At 63.6% G+C, this 17,835-nt stretch carries 18 protein-coding genes; 10 read left to right on the top strand and 8 right to left on the bottom strand.

What is annotated here, in order from left to right:
• Positions 1 to 11 precede the first annotated feature (11 nt).
• From dnaG to ACZ1JC_RS19245, 3 genes are all read left to right on the top strand, one after another.
• A complete protein-coding gene (dnaG, locus tag ACZ1JC_RS19255) occupies positions 12 to 1,919 on the top strand; it encodes a DNA primase (RefSeq protein WP_465135353.1) in 1,908 nt (635 codons plus the stop codon).
• 40 nt (positions 1,920 to 1,959) lie between these two features.
• The gene (gene rpoD / locus ACZ1JC_RS19250) at positions 1,960 to 3,972 is read left to right on the top strand and encodes an RNA polymerase sigma factor RpoD (RefSeq protein ID WP_465135354.1); all 2,013 of its coding nucleotides are present in this window, start codon (positions 1,960 to 1,962) and stop codon (positions 3,970 to 3,972) included.
• Positions 3,973 to 4,105: 133 nt separating this feature from the next.
• Positions 4,106 to 4,720, top strand: a complete 615-nt coding sequence (locus tag ACZ1JC_RS19245; RefSeq protein ID WP_465135355.1) for a DUF2059 domain-containing protein — start codon at positions 4,106 to 4,108, stop codon at positions 4,718 to 4,720.
• A gap of 9 nt (positions 4,721 to 4,729) precedes the next feature.
• Here the strand turns inward: ACZ1JC_RS19245 and ACZ1JC_RS19240 are convergent, their stop codons facing one another.
• Complete coding sequence (locus tag ACZ1JC_RS19240; RefSeq protein WP_465135356.1) at positions 4,730 to 6,439, bottom strand: M28 family peptidase; 1,710 nt, start codon at positions 6,437 to 6,439, stop codon at positions 4,730 to 4,732.
• A gap of 275 nt (positions 6,440 to 6,714) precedes the next feature.
• On the opposite strand from ACZ1JC_RS19240, the gene rpiB reads away from it, so the two are divergent.
• The 7 genes from rpiB (at position 6,715) to ACZ1JC_RS19205 (ending at position 11,141) form a co-directional block, all read left to right on the top strand.
• Entirely contained in the window at positions 6,715 to 7,152 is a 438-nt protein-coding gene (rpiB, locus tag ACZ1JC_RS19235; RefSeq protein ID WP_159827962.1) for a ribose 5-phosphate isomerase B, read from the top strand.
• 17 nt (positions 7,153 to 7,169) lie between these two features.
• Positions 7,170 to 8,468, top strand: coding sequence for a serine hydroxymethyltransferase (glyA, locus tag ACZ1JC_RS19230; protein WP_086490302.1), 1,299 nt, complete (start codon positions 7,170 to 7,172; stop codon positions 8,466 to 8,468).
• 18 nt (positions 8,469 to 8,486) lie between these two features.
• Complete coding sequence (locus ACZ1JC_RS19225) at positions 8,487 to 8,711, top strand: hypothetical protein (RefSeq protein ID WP_465135357.1); 225 nt, start codon at positions 8,487 to 8,489, stop codon at positions 8,709 to 8,711.
• Positions 8,712 to 8,757: 46 nt separating this feature from the next.
• Positions 8,758 to 9,258, top strand: coding sequence for a transcriptional regulator NrdR (gene nrdR / locus ACZ1JC_RS19220; RefSeq protein WP_465135358.1), 501 nt, complete (start codon positions 8,758 to 8,760; stop codon positions 9,256 to 9,258).
• Positions 9,251 to 9,991 carry an RNA methyltransferase gene (locus tag ACZ1JC_RS19215; RefSeq protein ID WP_465135359.1) on the top strand — a complete coding sequence of 247 codons (741 nt, stop codon included), beginning with the start codon at positions 9,251 to 9,253 and terminating at the stop codon, positions 9,989 to 9,991. The genes nrdR and ACZ1JC_RS19215 overlap by 8 nt, the downstream gene beginning before the upstream one ends.
• A 212-nt stretch (positions 9,992 to 10,203) precedes the next feature.
• Positions 10,204 to 10,818 carry a 30S ribosomal protein S4 gene (rpsD, locus tag ACZ1JC_RS19210; RefSeq protein ID WP_465135360.1) on the top strand — a complete coding sequence of 205 codons (615 nt, stop codon included), beginning with the start codon at positions 10,204 to 10,206 and terminating at the stop codon, positions 10,816 to 10,818.
• Between the two features lie 158 nt (positions 10,819 to 10,976).
• On the top strand, positions 10,977 to 11,141 hold the full coding sequence (locus ACZ1JC_RS19205) for a hypothetical protein (protein ID WP_465135361.1): 165 nt from the start codon (positions 10,977 to 10,979) through the stop codon (positions 11,139 to 11,141).
• A gap of 215 nt (positions 11,142 to 11,356) precedes the next feature.
• Here ACZ1JC_RS19205 and tgt read toward each other — a convergent pair whose 3' ends face one another.
• The 7 genes from tgt to coaD form a co-directional block, all read right to left on the bottom strand.
• Positions 11,357 to 12,484, bottom strand: coding sequence for a tRNA guanosine(34) transglycosylase Tgt (tgt, locus tag ACZ1JC_RS19200; RefSeq protein WP_465135362.1), 1,128 nt, complete (start codon positions 12,482 to 12,484; stop codon positions 11,357 to 11,359).
• Positions 12,485 to 12,502: 18 nt separating this feature from the next.
• Positions 12,503 to 13,531, bottom strand: a complete 1,029-nt coding sequence (locus ACZ1JC_RS19195; RefSeq protein ID WP_465135363.1) for a DUF481 domain-containing protein — start codon at positions 13,529 to 13,531, stop codon at positions 12,503 to 12,505.
• Between the two features lie 76 nt (positions 13,532 to 13,607).
• Complete coding sequence (locus tag ACZ1JC_RS19190) at positions 13,608 to 14,381, bottom strand: ABC transporter permease (RefSeq protein ID WP_395333469.1); 774 nt, start codon at positions 14,379 to 14,381, stop codon at positions 13,608 to 13,610.
• Entirely contained in the window at positions 14,378 to 15,313 is a 936-nt protein-coding gene (locus ACZ1JC_RS19185; RefSeq protein ID WP_465135364.1) for an ABC transporter ATP-binding protein, read from the bottom strand. The genes ACZ1JC_RS19190 and ACZ1JC_RS19185 overlap by 4 nt, the downstream gene beginning before the upstream one ends.
• 42 nt (positions 15,314 to 15,355) lie before the next feature.
• Positions 15,356 to 16,390, bottom strand: a complete 1,035-nt coding sequence (gene queA / locus ACZ1JC_RS19180; protein ID WP_465135365.1) for a tRNA preQ1(34) S-adenosylmethionine ribosyltransferase-isomerase QueA — start codon at positions 16,388 to 16,390, stop codon at positions 15,356 to 15,358.
• A 50-nt stretch (positions 16,391 to 16,440) separates the two neighbouring features.
• Positions 16,441 to 17,139 carry a peptidylprolyl isomerase gene (locus tag ACZ1JC_RS19175; RefSeq protein ID WP_465135366.1) on the bottom strand — a complete coding sequence of 233 codons (699 nt, stop codon included), beginning with the start codon at positions 17,137 to 17,139 and terminating at the stop codon, positions 16,441 to 16,443.
• Between the two features lie 88 nt (positions 17,140 to 17,227).
• On the bottom strand, positions 17,228 to 17,740 hold the full coding sequence (gene coaD, locus ACZ1JC_RS19170; RefSeq protein ID WP_395333477.1) for a pantetheine-phosphate adenylyltransferase: 513 nt from the start codon (positions 17,738 to 17,740) through the stop codon (positions 17,228 to 17,230).
• Between the last annotated feature and the right edge of the window lie 95 nt (positions 17,741 to 17,835).

Genomic DNA, 17,835 nt, shown 5'->3' with positions numbered 1-17,835 from the left:
GCGGCAGGACCGTGCTTACCCCTCAATGGCTTGACCAGCTTCGCACGCGGATAACGCTTTCCGCGCTGATCGGTCGCTCCACCCGCCTGCAAAAGGCGGGGCGCGAGTTCAAGGCCTGCTGCCCGTTCCACAACGAGAAGTCTCCAAGCTTCACCGTCAACGACGAAAAGGGCTTCTATCACTGCTTTGGCTGCGGCGCACATGGAGATGCGATCCGCTGGATGACCGACCATCAGGGCCTGTCCTTCATGGATGCGGTGAAGGAACTGGCGGCCGAAGCGGGGATGGACGTCCCTGCCCCCGATCCGCGCGCGGCCAAGGCGGCGGAGAAGCGCGATACGCTTCACGACGTGATGGCCGCCGCGCAAGGCTGGTTCGTGCAGAACCTGTCCTCCCCCGGTGGAGAAGCGGCGCGCGCTTATCTGGCGACGCGCGGGTTTGACGCCCACACCCTCCAGCGCTTCGGCTTCGGCTATGCGCCGGAGGGCCGGCAGGCGATGAAGGAAGCGCTCGGCAAATTCCCGGAGCCCATGCTGATCGAGGCGGGCCTTCGGATCGAGGTGGAGAACCGCGATCCCTACGACCGTTTTCGCGGCCGCCTGATGCTGCCGATCGAGGACGCCCGCGGCCGCGTGATCGCGTTCGGCGGCCGCATTCTCACCAAGGAGAAGACGGATGCGCCGAAGTATCTGAACTCTCCGGACACCCCCCTCTTCGACAAGGGCCGCACCCTCTACAACCTGCACCGCGCCGCACCCGCCGCGCGCCAGTCGGGCCGGATGGTGGTGGTCGAAGGCTACATGGACGTGGTCGCGATGGCGGCGGCGGGCATCGGCGAATGCGTCGCTCCGCTGGGCACCGCACTGACCGAACAGCAGATCGAGATGCTGTGGCGCCATGTCGAAATGCCGGTTCTCTGCTTTGACGGCGATGCCGCCGGCCAACGCGCCGCTATGCGCGCCGTTACCCGCGCCCTGCCCTTGCTGCGCCCCGCCCACTCCCTGCGGATCGTGCGCCTGCCTGAGGGGCTGGACCCGGACGACCTCATCAAGCAGCGCGGCGCGCAGGCGATGGGAGAAATACTCGGCGCCGCGAAAAGCCTGATCGAAGTTCTGTGGGAAGTGGAGCGCGATGCCCAGCCATTGACCACGCCCGAAGACAAGGCCGGACTCAAGGCCCGGCTGATGGCGCACGTCGATACGATCCAGCACCCCGATATCGCCAGCCTCTACCGCCGCGAATTGCAGGATCGCTATTCCGAATTCGCCTTCCCCAAGCGCGAAAGCCGCTGGCAGCAAGGTGGCGGTGGTCAAGGCGGACAATTCCGCCCCAACCAGCCGCGCGGCGGCGGAAGGGGCAATTTCCAGAAGGGACGCTGGAGCCCGATTCCCGAATCGGATCCCGAATCGCTGGAACGCCTGCGCCGCGCCATGGCGGGCGGCGCCCGCGATGCCCTGTCTTCCGCGATTCTCGCCGGGCTGATCCAGTGGCCGGATCAGATCACCCGCCATGCGGAAGCGCTCGCCCGCACGCCGAACCTCGATCCGCGCTTTGCCTTGCTGCTCGATTGCCACGATGTGAGCCACCGTGTCCACGAACCGCTTGAAAGCGATGTTCTTGCTACCATATTGGCGAATAACGGCCTGGAGATCCCCGGCACCGCAGAATATTCAGGATTGCGCTTCGGGTTCCTGAATCCCGATACCGGCGCGGACCAGGCGGCAGAGGATCTTGCTCAGGCGATCGACCTCTTGGTGGAACGTCCGATTCTGGAGGCGGCATTGGCGCAGGCGACAGCCCGATTTGAAAGCGAGCTGTCGGAAGAAGCTTTTGCCGAACAGCAACGTCTTCTCAAGAGAAAGCTGGAATTCGATAGTCGCCTAAGGCAAATGGCGACAAGACAGGCGGCGTCTTTCTGATTGTATAATCAGGACGAATGCACGGGGAAAACGGCGAAGAATGAGCAAGAACGACAACACCGGCGACACCAACGACGATGCGCCGCTGATCGACCTCAATGAAGCGTCGATCAAGAAGCTGATCGCCCGCGCCAAGCGTCGGGGTGTCATCACCGTTGACGAACTGAACGAAGCCCTGCCGCAAGATCAGATGTCCACCGACCAGATCGAGGACATTATGGCCGCGATCTCGGAAATGGGCGTCAATATCGTCGAGAGCGACGAAGACGCCGACGGCCAGGCCGATTCCGACGACGATGATGGCGATGAAGTCGATTCGGACGACGCCGCCCCGCGCATGGTCGTGGACGCGAAGAAGAAGGAAACGGTCGAGCGGACCGACGACCCTGTGCGCATGTATTTGCGCGAAATGGGCGCGGTGGAACTGCTCAGCCGCGAAGGCGAAATCGCCATCGCCAAGCGCATCGAATCCGGCCGCGACATGATGATCCTGGGCCTCTGCGAGAGCCCGATCACCTTCCACGCGATCATCCAGTGGTCCGAAGCGCTCAACAACGGCGAAATGCAACTGCGCGAGATCCTTGATCTCGACGCCATGCTGTCCAAGGAACCCGCGCCCGAAAGCCTCAATGAGGACGGCGAGAGCGACGACGACGAGATCAGCGAAAAGACCGCCGGCCCCTCGTTCAAGGAAGAGGACGAGGTAGAGGAGGACAACTCCGAGGAACTGGACGAGGACGGCAACCCGATTCCGAAGCGTGAGGCCGAGGAAGAGGAAGAAGACAACACCCTCAGCCTTGCCCAGATGGAAGCGGCCCTCAAGCCCGAAGCGCTTGAGAAGTTCCTGCTCATCACCGAATTGTTCCAGGCTTTCGAGCGCCTGCAGTCGGAGCGTCTCGACGCGCTGGCCCTCGGCATCGACTTTCCGGCCGCCAAGGAAGAGCAGTACCAGTCGCTGCGCGAGGAACTGACCGCGCAAGTGGAATCGGTGAAGTTCCACGCGACCAAGATCGAATTCCTGGTCGACAACCTCTATGCCTTCAACCGCCGCCTGACCGCCCTTGGCGGCCAGATGCTGCGTCTGGCAGAGCGCCACAAGGTCAAGCGCGCCGACTTCCTCGACACGTACGTCGGCCGCGAACTGGACGACACGTGGCTCACCGACATGTCCAAGAAGGACAAGAAGTGGGCGGCCTTTGCTGAGGCAGAGGCCGATTCGGTCGAACGTATTCGTTCCGAAGTCTCCGATATCGCCGCCGCCACCGGCATGGCGCTTCCAGAATTCCGCCGCATCGTCAACATGGTCCAGAAAGGCGAGCGCGAGGCGCGCATCGCCAAGAAGGAGATGGTCGAGGCGAACCTGCGTCTGGTGATTTCGATAGCCAAGAAATACACGAACCGGGGCCTTCAGTTCCTGGACCTGATCCAGGAAGGCAACATCGGCCTGATGAAGGCGGTCGACAAGTTCGAGTACCGTCGCGGCTACAAGTTCTCGACTTATGCGACCTGGTGGATCAGGCAGGCGATCACGCGCTCGATCGCGGATCAGGCCCGCACGATCCGCATCCCGGTGCATATGATCGAGACGATCAACAAGCTGGTCCGCACCAGCCGCCAGTTCCTGCACGAGCAGGGCCGCGAGCCCACGCCCGAGGAAATGGCCGAGCGTCTGTCGATGCCGCTCGAAAAGGTGCGCAAGGTGATGAAGATCGCCAAGGAGCCGATCTCCCTCGAAACGCCGATCGGCGACGAGGAAGATTCGCACCTGGGAGACTTCATCGAGGACAAGAACGCGATCATCCCGGTCGACGCGGCGATCCAGGCGAACCTCAAGGAAACGGTCACCCGCGTCCTTGCCTCGCTCACCCCGCGTGAGGAACGCGTGCTGCGCATGCGCTTCGGCATCGGCATGAACACCGATCACACACTGGAAGAAGTGGGCCAGCAGTTCTCGGTCACTCGCGAACGTATCCGCCAGATCGAGGCAAAGGCGCTGCGCAAGCTCAAACATCCGAGCCGCAGCCGCAAGATGCGCTCGTTCCTCGACCAGTAAGTCGGCCAAATCGAACGACTTTCGAAACGCCCGCGACCGTGGTTGCGGGCGTTTTAATTTGTCCTCAATCCAGCCGCCGCATAGCGAAGCGAACCGCCGCGCCTTTGCGCGGTTGGAATGGGGAAAATATCTGATGTTCCGTGCTTCGTGCGCAGCGGCCGTTCTTGGCCTTTCCACCCTTGCCGCCATTGCTCCGGCGCAAGCTCAATCCTCCTCTACTACCGCGCCTTCTTCGGCCATTCCCGCTGCTTCGCAGCCCGCGGACCCCGCCCGCCTCGCCGTGGCGCACGATATCGTCACGCTGGCGTGGCCGCCGGAACAGCGCGACGCGATGATGCAGAAGCTGCTGACCACGATGAGCGCCCAGTTCAAGTCCAGCACTCCGCTGGAAACCATCCATGATGCCGGCCTGAAACGGATCCTCGAAGACTACTTCACCGACATTCCGCAGCTTCTGAAGCCGGCCGTCAGCACGTTCCTGCCCAAGCAGATGGACGCCATCGCCAAGGCCTATGCACGCAAGTTCACCCTGACCGAACTTCAGGACGTGCGCGCATTCGCCAAGACGCCCAGCGGCTCACGTTTCCTGCAGCAGAGCACGGAAGTGATGTCCGACCCCGATGTGGCCGCCGTCAACACCGCCTATTTCAAGGACGTATCCGTGCTTTCACAGCAGATTGCCGCGGATCTCAAGACGAAGGTGGAAGCCTACCTGAAGGCCCACCCGCAGGCCGCTCCCAAGAGCTGATCCCCTTGTTCAACGCCGACCAGTGTTCTTGCGCTGGTCGGTGTAGGCGGCAATCGACGGCGCCGGCGCGTCGAGCCGTACCCACAGCGCAACCGCGATCGCCGCCAGCAACAGCAGCGCCGCCAGCACGCGGGACCCGCGCAGCGAAAACGGCGGACGCAAGGGCACCAGCGCACATACGGCGATGACCAGCGGCAGCACGGCGACCGCTGGCATGGTCGGCCCCACCGCCTGCATCAGCGAATAGCCCAGCATCAGCGCATAGCCGGTCACCACACCGGCAACCACCACGCCGGCGGCCCGAGTCAGGCTGTCGGGGCCAAACGCGCGCAGCAGCGCCACCGTGCCGCCCAGCAGGAGTGGCACGGCCAGAACATAGGCCGCAGTCGGTGCGAAAGCCTGAAATGCCGCCCCTGCCAGCAGAACCGGCAGGACCAGCCCCGCCTCGCCCGCGACACCGTCCGGCTTCCTGCCCAGCACGACCAGCGCAACAGCGATGCTCGCGAAAAGCGCCATGATCTGCAGTCTGGGGATCGCGACAAGTCGGTCGTAATAATTCACCGGGCTGCCGTTCGACAGCAGGTTGAGCAGCATAAGAACGCCGCCCGTCACCACGATCAGCCCCAACATCCGCGCTGCGCCGCCAAGAAAAGCGCGCCCATCGAAACGGCGCAGCGCCAAAGCGCCATAGCCGACGAAGCCAGTGATCAGCATCGCCCAGCCCCACCAGGCGGCGTAATGCACGGCGAACAGACCGAACACGTCGAAGAACACGATATCGGGCGACTTGCCCGGCAATTGCGGAGCCTTCGCCATCGCACGCGCCAGTCCCAGCGTCTGCTCGCCCATCTGCTGCAGTGAACCGCGATCGAGGTTGGTCGGCGTCGCCATCGGCGAATGGTAGAGCCCCGGCCGGCCGATGAACGCGAAGTTCCATGCCGCGTATCCATGCGGCAGGGCCACCGTCAGGTCGGTATCGTTGGGCAGCACGCTGTAGATGAACGTCGCCAGTGAAGTTCCGGCCGGATGCGGCGCGGTCGCAGCCCAAAGCCGTGCGACATCGCCGTTCATTGCCGAAGTCTGGAACAGGTTGGCCTTGCCCCCTCCCCCGCGCGTTTCGAGATTGATCAAAGCGCCGATCCGCTTCGCCTCCGGCACCTGCCCAAAGAACAGCTTTGCACCGTTGAGCCCGGCTTCCTCGCCGTCGGTGAGGATGACGATCACGTCGCGGCGGCGGTCGCGATCCTGCGAAAGCGCTCGCATCGTCTCAAGAATCGAAGCAACACCCGCACCGTCGTCGGCCGCTGCGGGTGAGCCCCAGACGCTGTCGTAATGCGCCATCAGCGCCACCGCCGGCAGATCGCGATCCTTGCCGGGCAGAACAGCGACTATGTTGACCAGCGGGATCTGCGACATTTGCGCGCCGCTGCGATGGTTCAGAACATCGCGTGCTTCGGCAGGGAAAAGCGCCTCCTGCGTATGCACCGCCATGCCGAAGGAGCCGAGTCGGTTCATCAGATAGCCGCGCAATGCCGCAAGCTGTGGCGATCCGCTTGGGTGCGGGGCACGCCCGATCTCCGCCACATCGGTCATGACCCGGCCGACGGCGAAGGCCTCTTGCGGCGCGGTGGACGGCGCTGGCCGGGGCGGCGTGGTTCCCATTATCGCAAGAACGACCGCCAGAAGCAGCGAAACGATCAAAAGCTTTGCCGACTTCACCACTAACCCCTTCGCAGAAAGGGAGAACATCCGCCGGGCCAGCACCGCTGTCAATCGCAGGGCGATGCGTCCCAAAAGCCCAAAAAGGAATGGAAATGCCGCGCAGGTTGCCCGGATCGGCATCGATTTCCGCGAAATACCGCGGAAATTCCATTTAAAACGCCCACTTCCGGCAATTGCATACCTGCATCGCCAACAATGGTGGCATTGCGACGAACTCGCGACTAAGGGGGTGCGCAAACGACTCCCCGCATCAGGACAGGCAAACCGATCCCATGCGCATTGCGATTGCTTCAGACCACGCCGCCGTCGACCTAAAGGCGACCCTGCGTGAATACCTCATCGAACTCGGCCACGAAGTTGCCGATCTCGGCCCCGAAACCGCCGACCGCGTCGATTACCCCGACTACGGCTACAAGCTGGCCTCAGTCGTTGCCGACGGCACCGCGCAGTTCGGCGTCGCCCTCTGCGGATCGGGCATCGGCATTTCGATCGCGGTGAACCGCGATCCCGCCTGCCGCTGCGCGCTCGTTTCCGAGCCGCTCTCGGCCGCGCTCGCGCGTGAGCACAACGATGCCAACGTCATCGCCATGGGCGCGCGCCTGACCGGCGAAGACATGGCCAAGGCCTGCCTCGATGCTTTCCTTTCGGCCGAGTTCGGTGGCGGACGCCACGCGGGCCGCGTCGAAAAGCTTTCCAACCCCGTCTTCTGAAACGGAGAAGCCCGAACATGACCGTAGACACCGCCATCCGTTCCGCCGGCTTCTTCACTGACGGCGTTGCCGAAAGCGATCCCGCCGTCGCCAAGGCCATCGGCCACGAACTGAAGCGTGAGCGCAAGCAGATCGAACTGATCGCCTCGGAAAACATCGTTTCCAAGGCCGTGCTCGAAGCCCAGGGCTCGGTGCTGACCAACAAGTACGCCGAAGGCTACCCCGGCAAGCGCTACTATCAGGGCTGCGAGCCTTCGGACGAAGTCGAAACGCTGGCCATCGAACGCGCCAAGCAGCTGTTCGACTGCCAGTTCGCCAATGTGCAGCCCCACTCAGGCGCGCAGGCCAACGGCGCCGTCCTTCTGGCGACCGTGAAGCCCGGCGACACCATCATGGGCATGAGCCTCGATGCCGGCGGCCACCTTACCCACGGCGCCCGCGCCGCGCTTTCGGGCAAGTGGTTCAAGGCCGTGCAGTACGGTGTGACCAAGGACACCCACCTGATCGACTACGATGAGGTTGAGGCCCTGGCCAAGGAACACCAGCCCAAGCTGATCATCGCCGGTGGCTCCGCCTATCCGCGCGTGATCGACTTCAAGCGCATGCGCGAAATCGCAGACGCCGTGGGCGCGCTGTTCCAGGTGGACATGGCGCACTTCGCCGGCCTCGTCGCCGCCGGTCTGCACCCCTCGCCCTTCCCGCACGCGCACATCGCCACCACCACCACGCACAAGACGCTGCGCGGCCCCCGTGGCGGCATGATCCTCACCAATGACGAGGCGCTGGCCAAGAAGATCAACTCGGCGGTGTTCCCCGGCCTTCAGGGCGGCCCGCTGATGCACGTCGTCGCCGCCAAGGCGGTCGCCTTCGGTGAAGCGCTGCGCCCCGAGTTCAAGGACTACGCCGCGCGCGTGATCGAGAACGCGCAGGTCCTCGCTGCAACTCTGAAGGAGCGCGGCGCCGCGATCGTTTCGGGCGGCACCGACACCCACCTCGCGCTGATCGACCTCTCGCCGCTGGGCGTGACCGGCAAGGATGCGGACGAGGCGCTGGAGCGTGCGGGCATCACCTGCAACAAGAACGGCATCCCCTTCGATCCGCTGCCGCCGATGAAGACCAGCGGCATCCGCGTGGGCTCGCCCGCCGGCACCACCCGTGGTTTCGGTCCGGCCGAATTCCGCGAAATCGGCAACATGGTCGCCGACGTGCTCGACGGCCTTGCCAAGTGCGGCGAAGCGGGTGACGCTCAGGTGGAGCAGAACGTGCGTGCGCGCGTTGAAGCCCTGTGCGATCGTTTCCCGATCTACGAGGACTGATTCAGGAGCCCTAGTGCCATGACCGACCCGAACCGCCCCAACGACACTGGTGATTTCATTTCCGACGCACGCCATGAGCTTGCAGGAATGCTGCAGGATGGCCTCGACCACCCTTCGACCAAGCCGGTGCTCGCCTGGGGCGCGGCCGGGGCGGTCGCGGGCTTCGTGCTGCCGTTCGTGTCTATCCCGCTCGGCCTTGCGGTCGGTGCGGGATATCAGTTCTACAAGCGCGTGCGCCCCTGAGCACACGAAGCAGACTGTTTCCTAGAAATTGAAAGTAACTGACTGAATGCGCTGTCCTTTCTGCGCCCACGACGATTCCCAGGTCAAGGACAGCCGCCCGACCGAGGACAACACGGCGATCCGCCGCCGCCGCCAGTGTTCCAGCTGCGGCGCGCGGTTCACCACGTTCGAACGCGTCCAGCTTCGCGAAATCACCGTTGTGAAGAGCGACGATGCGCGTGAACCGTTCGACCGCGCCAAGATCGAGCAGTCGGTTACTCTTGCCTGCCGCAAGCGCGGGATCGAGCGGGAGAAGATCGACCAGCTCGTCTCCGGCGTGCAGCGTCAGGTCGAAACCCTGGGCGAATCCGAAGTCCCCTCGCGCGAAATCGGCGAGATGGTGATGGAAGGCCTGCGTCAGCTCGACTCGGTCGCCTACATCCGCTTCGCCTCGGTCTACCGCGCCTTCAACGAAGCGCGCGATTTCGAGGCTTTTGCCGGCACCGTACGCGATGTCGCCGGACAAGGTGCGGCCAAGGGCGCAACAAAGGACGCCGACAATGGCTGACGTGAACAAGCCGGTCATCGTGCTGGTCCGCCCGCAGTTGGGCGAAAACATCGGCAAGGCCGCGCGCGCCATGCTCAACTTCGGCCTGACCGAGATGCGCCTCGTCGCCCCGCGCGACGGCTGGCCCAATCCCTCGGCCGGCCCTGCCGCTGCCGGTGCCGACGTGGTGCTGGAACACGCGAAAGTTTACGAGACGCTGGCTGAGGCAGTCGCCGATTGCGCCAACGTCTATGCCACCACCGTCCGCAAGCGCGGCGTTACCAAGCCTGTCGTCACGCCCGAACAGGCCGCGCGCGAAGTGCATGAAGCGCAAGGTCGTTCCGCCTACGTATTCGGCCCGGAGCGTTCTGGGCTGGAAACCGAAGACGTCGCGCTTGCCCGCGCGATCCTGACGGTGCCGATCAACCCGGAGTTCGCCTCGCTCAATCTGGCGCAGGCGGTGATCCTCTGTTCCTACGAATGGTCGAAGGGCGCCGCGCACTCCGGCGAACTGGCGCAGCCGACCGTTGAGGAACTGCTCCCCCCTGCCCCGCAGGACGAATTGGAAGGCCTTATCGGCCACTTCGAGCAATTGCTCGAACCCAAAAACTATTTCTGGCCCGAAACGCGTGCGGCGGCCAACCGGCTGACCTTGCGCAATCTTCTCACGAAGCCGGGTTGGAATCACCTCGAAGTGCGCACCCTTCGCGGTGTGCTCTCTGCCCTCGGAAACGAGCGTCGCCCGCGTAGTTGAGCCGTTTTTCGGCTTATCCGCTTGACTTTCACCCCCGAGCCCGTATGGGGCACCCCTTCACATGGCGCCTGCCTTCTTGAGCAGGTCTGTCCATTCGGCCCCGCACCCCGGTGAAGCGGCGGCCGCATTCCGCGAAATAGGCGGAATGGTGCGCCCCGGGAAAACATGGACCGCGTCCACAGTGGAAGCGGCAGCAGAAAAGGAGACGACTTATGTCGAAGCGTAAAAGCGCCAAGTATAAACTCGACCGCCGCATGGGCGAGAACATCTGGGGTCGCCCCAAGAGCTCGGTCAACCGCCGCAGCTACGGCCCCGGCCAGCACGGCCAGCGTCGCAAGAGCAAGATCTCGGACTACGGTCTGCAGCTCCGCGCCAAGCAGAAGCTCAAGGGCTACTACGGCGACGTGACCGAGAAGCAGTTCAAGGCTACCTACCAGGAAGCCTCGCGCATGAAGGGCGACACCGGCCAGAACCTGATCGGCCTGCTCGAACAGCGTCTCGACATGGTCGTGTACCGTTCGAAGTTCGCTCCGACCATCTTCGCGGCTCGCCAGATCGTTTCGCACGGCCACATCCGCGTCAACGGCGTGAAGTGCAACATTGCTTCGCGTCGCGTGAAGGTCGGCGACGTCATCAGCCTGGGCAACAAGGCCAAGGAAATGGCGCTGATCGTCGAAGCTCAGGCCCTGCCCGAGCGTGACGTTCCCGACTACGTCGCTCAGGACGGCACCGACAAGGTGACCTTCGTTCGCGTTCCCACGCTAGACGAAGTGCCCTACCCGGTGAAGATGGAACCGAACCTGGTCGTCGAGTTCTACTCGCGCTAAGTTTCGGGTCTTCGGGCCAGAAATAGGAAGGGCGGCTCTTCGGAGCCGCCCTTTTTGTTTGTGAGCAATTGTTGCCTTGCGGCGAAGTGCCTGAATTTGCGCCGAGACGAGCGGACTGTCAGGGAACCGACACGGTTTGCAGGCATTGGACCAGCACCATGTCTCGATTCCGATACGTCACTCCGCACCACACCGGTAAATGGTACGCCACGCTCGAAATGGCACAGCGCTTCGCAAGCCGCATCGGCGCCGGTTTCCTTGACTCCCGCTCAGGCCGTTTCGTGGCCTATCCCGAAACGACACTGGAATGCAGCAAGGCCTGACCTGAGGCGGTGGAATCGCCACCGGCTCCATAGCCCTCCGCAGGAAGCTATCGCCCTGCCCCGGTAACCGTGGTTCGCGCCGCCTTGCCGTCCAGCGAGTGAGAGCCTGCCAGGGAAGGTCACACCAGCACATCGTTCCGGCATTGGCGTACGTTGATCCGCTGATCCACCCGTAAGGCGATCACGATCAAGGTGATCCTACCGCAAGGAGCCGGTCACCCTCCGAAGTAATCGCGCCGGAAATCGGCAGCAAAGGCGGCAAAGCGGCTTTCGGCGATAGCGTCGCGCATGGCCTGCATAAGCTGCTGGTAGAACGAGATATTATGCTCGGTCATCAGCATGGAGCCGAGGATCTCGCCCGACTTCACCAAGTGATGCAGGTAGGCGCGGCTGTAGGTCGCGCAGGTCGGGCAATTGCAGCGCTCATCCAGCGGGCCATTGTTTTCCGCATGCTTGGCATTGCGCAAGTTCAGCGGGCCGTTCCACGTGAAGGCCTGCCCGTTGCGGCCGGAACGGCTAGGCAGGACGCAGTCGAACATGTCCACGCCGCGCTCCACCGCGCCGACCAGATCGTCCGGCTTGCCCACGCCCATCAGATAGCGCGGACGGTCCGCCGGCAGCTGCTGCGGTGCGAATTCCAGCGTGGCGAACATCGCCTCCTGCCCCTCGCCCACGGCAAGCCCGCCGATGGCGTAACCGTCGAAGCCGATGTCCGTCAGCGCATCGGCCGATGCCTTGCGCAGTCCTTCATCCAGCGCGCCTTGCTGAATGCCGAACAGCGCCGAATTGGCCGCGTGCTCGCCGCCGCTGTCGAAACCGTCGCGGCTGCGCTTGGCCCAGCGCATCGACATTTCCATGGAGCGGGCGATCACGTCGAGCGGCTGATCGATCTTCGGACACTCGTCGAAGCACATGACGATGTCCGAACCGAGCAGGCGTTGGATCTCCATCGAGCGCTCAGGCGTCAGCAGATGGCGCGAACCGTCGAGGTGGCTGGCGAAAGTCACCCCGTTCTCGGTGATCTTGCGTAAGTCCGACAGGCTCATCACCTGATAGCCACCGCTGTCCGTCAGGATCGGGCGATCCCAGTTCATGAACTTGTGCAACCCGCCCAGCCGCGCCACGCGTTCGGCGCCGGGGCGCAGCATCAGGTGATAGGTATTGCCCAGGATGATGTCGGCGCCAGTGGCGCGCACATCCTGCGGCTTCATCGCCTTCACGGTGGCGGCAGTGCCCACCGGCATGAAGGCGGGCGTGCGGATTTCGCCGCGACGCATCTTGATGACGCCGGTGCGGGCCTTGCCGTCGGTGGCGTGGATGGAGAATTCGAAACGGGGGTTCATGCCCGCCCGTTATCGAATTCAGAAGCCGTAGACCAGCGAGAAGCGCGAGATCGTATCGGTCTTCAGCGTTCCGATGGGCGGCGACGTCTCATGCTCGAACGAATAGGACAGCTTGGCCTTCAGATGCTTCGACATGCCGGCCTCGATTCCGGTGAGCGTCGTGAACGTGCTGTTCCCGGTCTCGATGTAAGAGGAGGCCGTCTGCGTGAACTTCAGCGCATCGTCGAGCGCCCAGGCGAAATCGAACGATGCCAGCGTCGACCAGGTCGTTTCCGCCGGATCGGTGACGTAGATCGTGCGACGGGCAGCCGGCCCCAGTTCCATCGAAAGCGTCAGGTCCTTGCGCTTGATGACGCGGTAGCCAAGCCCGCTCGAAATCGAATAGCGGTCGTAATAACCCTGGATCTTGTTGCTTTCCCACTGCCCGCGCCCGAACGTGAACAGGCCGTCGTTCAGGGTGTAGCGCGCCTGATAGCTGGCCAGGTATTGCTCGCGCGTGACCGCACCACGATCCTTCTGGTAATCGGCCGTGGCCTGGATCGTGTGCTGCCAGTTGATGCCCTTGCGATCGAGGTTCAGCGCACCGCTATAGCCAAAATTACTGGTGTTGCCGGTAGCGCGGAAAGCGCCCAGTTCCACTTTGCCGGTCCAGAGTTCCAGAATGTCCGAATTACGGATGCGCTGCGTTTCGGCATTGGCCTTGGCGGCAAGCTGGCGGGCGGCCTCATCATTGAAGGCCCTCTGCATCGCGCGGATTTCGTCCTTGTCGTACGGCTGCGTGTCGATCGCAACTTTCACGACGGCGGCCACGGTGGCCGAATCGCCGGTGCGCATCGCCGATTCGAGCATCGCCCGCACATTCTCGGCCAGACGCGGCGGGCCGGCGGGAACGAACGGGAGAGCCCAGGGATAGGCCGGCAGCGCGACCGGCACTACCGGCACGATGAACGGCACCACTTCCGGCGCGGGGGGGAGATGAATCAAGGGCTGCGCCTGTGCCGGGACGGCAGCGAACAGCAGTGGCAGACCCATCAAACGCATCGACATAACAATCAAGTATCCACTCAGATCCTTGCCCCGTCAGGCTGCCTCCCCTCAGCCGTTCAATTCGGGCCCTAGCCCGTCAGGCGCGCAAACGCCAACCCGTCCGGAAAATCCACGCGATCAGGATCACGCACGCCGCCAGAAAGCTCAGCGTCATCGCCAGCGAAATGAAGATCGGAAAGTCCGACTTGCCGTAGAAGCACCAGCGCAGCCCGTTCACCAGATAGACGACCGGATTGATCATCGCCACCGAGCGCCACGGTTCCGGCAGCATGTCGATCGAATAGAACGTGCCGCCCAGAAACGTCAGCGGCACCATGAACAGGGCCGGGACGATACCCAGCTTCTCGAAACTGTCCGCCCAGATGCCCAGAATGAAGCCGAAGAGCGAAAACGTGGCCGAAACCAGCAGGATGAAGCCCAGCGTATAGAACGGATGGACGATCGTGTAATCGACGAAGAAGGTCGCCGTCGTCAGGATGATTGCGGCCAGGATCAGCGACTTGGTGGCCGCCGCGCCGACGAAGCCGATCAAGGTCTCACCCACGCCCACCGGGGCGGAGAGCAGTTCGTAGATCGCGCCGGTGAAGCGCGGCATGTAGATGCCGAAGCTGCCGTTGGAGACGCTCTCCGCCAGCAGGGTGAGCAGCAGCAGGCCCGGCACGATGAAGGCGCCGTAGTTCACATCGCCCATGCCCGAAGGCATCCGCCCGCCGATCGCGGCGCCGAAGACGACGAAATAGAGCACCGTCGTCAGCACCGGCGCCAGGATGGACTGCATCGCCGTGCGCAGGGCGCGCATCACTTCGCGCTTGTAGATGGTCCAGGTGCTGCGTGCGTTGAAGGCGATCATGCCGCCGCTCCTTCCAGAAGATCGACGAAGATGTCTTCAAGGCTCGATTCGCGGATGTCGATCGAGGTGTAGTCGATGCCGGCGCCGACCAGGCGCTTGGTCAGTTCAGCCACTTCCGCCTTGCCCTGCCCGGATCCGTCACCACCGCGATAGACCAGTTCCTGCCCGTCTTCGGCCAGCGAGACGTTCAGCCCTTCAAGCACCGGAGGCACGGCCGAGAGCGGCGCGGCAAGCGCGATGTGCGCTTCCGTGCGGCCCAGCCGCTTCATCAGCGAGCGCGTTTCCTCCACCATGCGGATGCGGCCATCCTGGATGATGCCCACGCGATCGGCCATTTCCTCGGCTTCTTCGATGTAGTGGGTGGTAAGGATGATCGTGGTGCCGCGATCGCGAAGCTGGGCGATCTGGGCCCACATGTCGCGGCGCAGTTCCACGTCCACGCCGGCGGTCGGCTCGTCCAGGAACAGCAGTTCGGGTTCATGCGCCAGAGCCTTGGCGATCAGCACGCGGCGCTTCATCCCGCCGGAGAGCGCGCGGATCTGGTCGTTTCGCTTTTCCCAAAGGCTCAGCGCGCGCAGGATTTCCTCGATCCGCGCCGGATCGGGCGCCAGGCCGAAGAGACCGCGCGAATAGTTCACCGAATGGATCACGGTCTCGAACATGTCGGTCGCCAGTTCCTGCGGAACCAGACCGACCTTGGCGCGCAGGCGGCGCCAATGGCGACCCATATCCTCACCGAACGCCCGGATCGTGCCGCCCGAAGGCCGCACCAACCCGCAGACGGCGCCGATCAGCGTCGTCTTGCCGGCACCGTTGGGGCCGAGCAGAGCGAAAATCTCGCCCTTGTTGATCGCAAGGTCGACACCGTGCAGTGCGGTGAAGCCGCTGTCATAGGTCTTTGTCAGACCTTCAATTTCGAGAATGGCATCCATGGACCGCGTGATGCGCGAAACCGATGACGGTTCCAAGTCCCTTCACGGCAAAAGAATGCTCGAATCCCCATAGGAATAGAAACGATAGCCGTCCGCGATGGCATGGGCGTAGACCGCCTGCATCCGTTCCAGCCCCATCAGCGCCGAAACCAGCATGAACAGCGTGGATTTGGGCAGGTGGAAATTGGTCATCAGCCCGTCGATCGCCTTGAAGCGGTATCCGGGGGTGATGAAGATCGCGGTGTCGCCTTCGAAGGGACGGATCACGCCGTCCTCTCCGGTAGCGCTTTCCAACAGGCGCAGGCTGGTGGTGCCCACGGCGATCACCCGGTTGCCTGCCGCCCGCGCGGCGTTGAGCCGGTCCGCCGTCGCCTGATCGATGCTGCCCCATTCGGCGTGCATCTTGTGGTCCTGCGTATCGTCGGCCTTCACCGGCAGGAACGTGCCCGCGCCCACATGCAGCGTCAGCGTTTCGCGCAGCACGCCGGCCGCCTCCAGCCGCTCCATCAGTTCGGGCGTGAAATGGAGCGAGGCGGTGGGCGCCGCGACCGCACCGTCCTTATCCGCAAACATCGTCTGGTAATCGCTGCGGTCCGCTTCGTCGGTGTCGCGCTTGCCGGCGATGTAGGGGGGCAGCGGCATCCGCCCTGCCCGCTCCAGCAGCACTTCCACCGGCTCGTCGCCTTCGAACAGCAGAATCCAGCTGCCGTCGTCCAGCCGCTCTTCGGCGATGGCCGTGACCCCGGCAGGAAATTCGATGCGGTCGTTCGGCTTCAGCCGCTTGGCATTGCGCACGAAAGCCTGCCAGCGGCGCAAGTCGACGCGCTTGTGCAGCGTGGCGCCGATCTTCGCCTCTCCGCGCCGGCCCTCAAGCTGTGCGGGAATGACGCGAGTGTCGTTGAACACCAGCACGTCGCCGGGGCGCAGGATGTCGGGAAGCTCGTGGACGTGGCGATCGACCAGCGGGCCTTCGCCAGCCCCTTCCACCACCAGCATCCGCGCGGAATCGCGCGGGCGGGCGGGGCGCAGGGCAATATTCTCTGGCGGCAGATCGAAATCGAAAAGGTCAACGCGCATGGCGCGCGTCTAGGCGCGCGCCATCGTCAAGTCACCCTCTTTCGGGGAAATCAGTTCGACTTCGACTTGCTCAGCTGATCGGCCGTGATCGTCGAGGCTGCCGGAACGGCAGGCGCAGCTGGCGGCGGCGCCTTGTTCTCGGAAGCCATCGATGCCTGGATGATCTTGGTCGGGTTCGCGGGCGGCTCGCCGCGCTGGATCGCGTCGACGTATTGCATGCCGCTGATCACGCGGCCGAACACCGTGTACTTGTGATCGAGCGAGAAGCGCGGATAGAACACGATGAAGAACTGGCTGTTCGCGCTGTTCGGATCGTTCGTGCGGGCCATCGCCACGGTGCCGCGCACATGCGGCATCGCGTTGAATTCCGACTGAAGATCGGGAAGCTTGGAGCCGCCCTGGCCGGTTCCCGTCGGGTCACCGGTCTGCGCCATGAAGCCGTCGATCACGCGGTGGAAGATCTGGCCGTTGTAGAAGCCCTGCTGGGTCAGCGTCTTGATACGCTCCACGTGATGCGGCGCCCACTGCGGCATCAGGCGAATGGCAACGCGCCCGCCGTCGGACAGATCCAGCAGCAGCACGTTTTCAGGTTCGTGGCTGATGTCGGGGTCAACGATGGTGGGCAGAACCGTCGGGATCGGCACGGCAGCAGGCGCGGGAGCCGGCGCTTCCTTCTTCTTGGCCATCGCAGGCGTAGCCGCCAGCGCAAGGCCGATCATTGTCGTGGCAAGAGTCTGGCGAAACGTCATCGATTACTCACAGAAGGAAGCCGTGCAGGCTCGCGGCGATAGAGCGCGCGGGCTGACGTGACAATGAATGAATTTGTCGCAAGCGTTCTCAGTAGTCGCCCTGAAGACCTTGAGCGGCAATGCGGGCAACAACGTCCTCGCGCACGGCGGGACTGACGAAGCGGGAAATATCGCCGCCGAACGTGGCGATTTCCTTGACCAGCTTCGAAGCGATCGGCTGAAGGCCGACATCGGCCATCAGGAACACGGTTTCGATGTTCGGGTTCAGCTGCTGATTCATCCCGGCCATCTGGTATTCGTACTCGAAATCCGCCACGGCGCGCAGGCCACGCACGATCACCGTCGCACCCTGCTTCTGCGCGAACTTCATCAGCAGCGCGTTGAAACCGACCACGGTCACGTTGTCGATCCCCATGGCCGCGGCTTCGCGCGCGACCATGGCCATGCGCTCTTCAGGCGTGAAGAGCGGGTTCTTGGACGGATTGGTCGTCACGCCGATGATCAGCCGATCCACCAGCTTGGAACCGCGCCGGATGATATCGGCATGGCCCAGCGTGATCGGATCGAAAGTGCCGGGATAGACCCCGATTCGTTCAGACATTTTTACCCCGCTCCGCGCCCCTTCCCGGGCGATCTAGTTCCGCGTCAGAATTCCGCGTTATCGACGTAATGAATTGCAGGTGTGGCCGAAGGATG

Source organism: Sphingomonas sp. BL-S-28 (genome assembly GCF_055521515.1).
Note: the sequence above shows the minus strand (reverse complement) of the source record. Positions and strands in the feature narration are given on the sequence as shown.

What these genes read in the sequence shown, in the direction of transcription:
- ACZ1JC_RS19225 (WP_465135357.1), top strand. Translation starts at nt 8,487, where the DNA reads ATGACCGACCCGAACCGCCCCAACGACACTGGTGATTTCATTTCCGAC.
- ACZ1JC_RS19175 (WP_465135366.1), bottom strand. Translation starts at nt 17,139, where the DNA reads ATGACGTTTCGCCAGACTCTTGCCACGACAATGATCGGCCTTGCGCTG.
- ACZ1JC_RS19245 (WP_465135355.1), top strand. Translation starts at nt 4,106, where the DNA reads ATGTTCCGTGCTTCGTGCGCAGCGGCCGTTCTTGGCCTTTCCACCCTT.
- rpsD (WP_465135360.1), top strand. Translation starts at nt 10,204, where the DNA reads ATGTCGAAGCGTAAAAGCGCCAAGTATAAACTCGACCGCCGCATGGGC.
- rpoD (WP_465135354.1), top strand. Translation starts at nt 1,960, where the DNA reads ATGAGCAAGAACGACAACACCGGCGACACCAACGACGATGCGCCGCTG.
- nrdR (WP_465135358.1), top strand. Translation starts at nt 8,758, where the DNA reads ATGCGCTGTCCTTTCTGCGCCCACGACGATTCCCAGGTCAAGGACAGC.
- rpiB (WP_159827962.1), top strand. Translation starts at nt 6,715, where the DNA reads ATGCGCATTGCGATTGCTTCAGACCACGCCGCCGTCGACCTAAAGGCG.
- glyA (WP_086490302.1), top strand. Translation starts at nt 7,170, where the DNA reads ATGACCGTAGACACCGCCATCCGTTCCGCCGGCTTCTTCACTGACGGC.
- ACZ1JC_RS19205 (WP_465135361.1), top strand. Translation starts at nt 10,977, where the DNA reads ATGTCTCGATTCCGATACGTCACTCCGCACCACACCGGTAAATGGTAC.
- ACZ1JC_RS19195 (WP_465135363.1), bottom strand. Translation starts at nt 13,531, where the DNA reads ATGTCGATGCGTTTGATGGGTCTGCCACTGCTGTTCGCTGCCGTCCCG.
- queA (WP_465135365.1), bottom strand. Translation starts at nt 16,390, where the DNA reads ATGCGCGTTGACCTTTTCGATTTCGATCTGCCGCCAGAGAATATTGCC.
- tgt (WP_465135362.1), bottom strand. Translation starts at nt 12,484, where the DNA reads ATGAACCCCCGTTTCGAATTCTCCATCCACGCCACCGACGGCAAGGCC.
- ACZ1JC_RS19215 (WP_465135359.1), top strand. Translation starts at nt 9,251, where the DNA reads ATGGCTGACGTGAACAAGCCGGTCATCGTGCTGGTCCGCCCGCAGTTG.
- ACZ1JC_RS19190 (WP_395333469.1), bottom strand. Translation starts at nt 14,381, where the DNA reads ATGATCGCCTTCAACGCACGCAGCACCTGGACCATCTACAAGCGCGAA.
- coaD (WP_395333477.1), bottom strand. Translation starts at nt 17,740, where the DNA reads ATGTCTGAACGAATCGGGGTCTATCCCGGCACTTTCGATCCGATCACG.
- ACZ1JC_RS19185 (WP_465135364.1), bottom strand. Translation starts at nt 15,313, where the DNA reads ATGGATGCCATTCTCGAAATTGAAGGTCTGACAAAGACCTATGACAGC.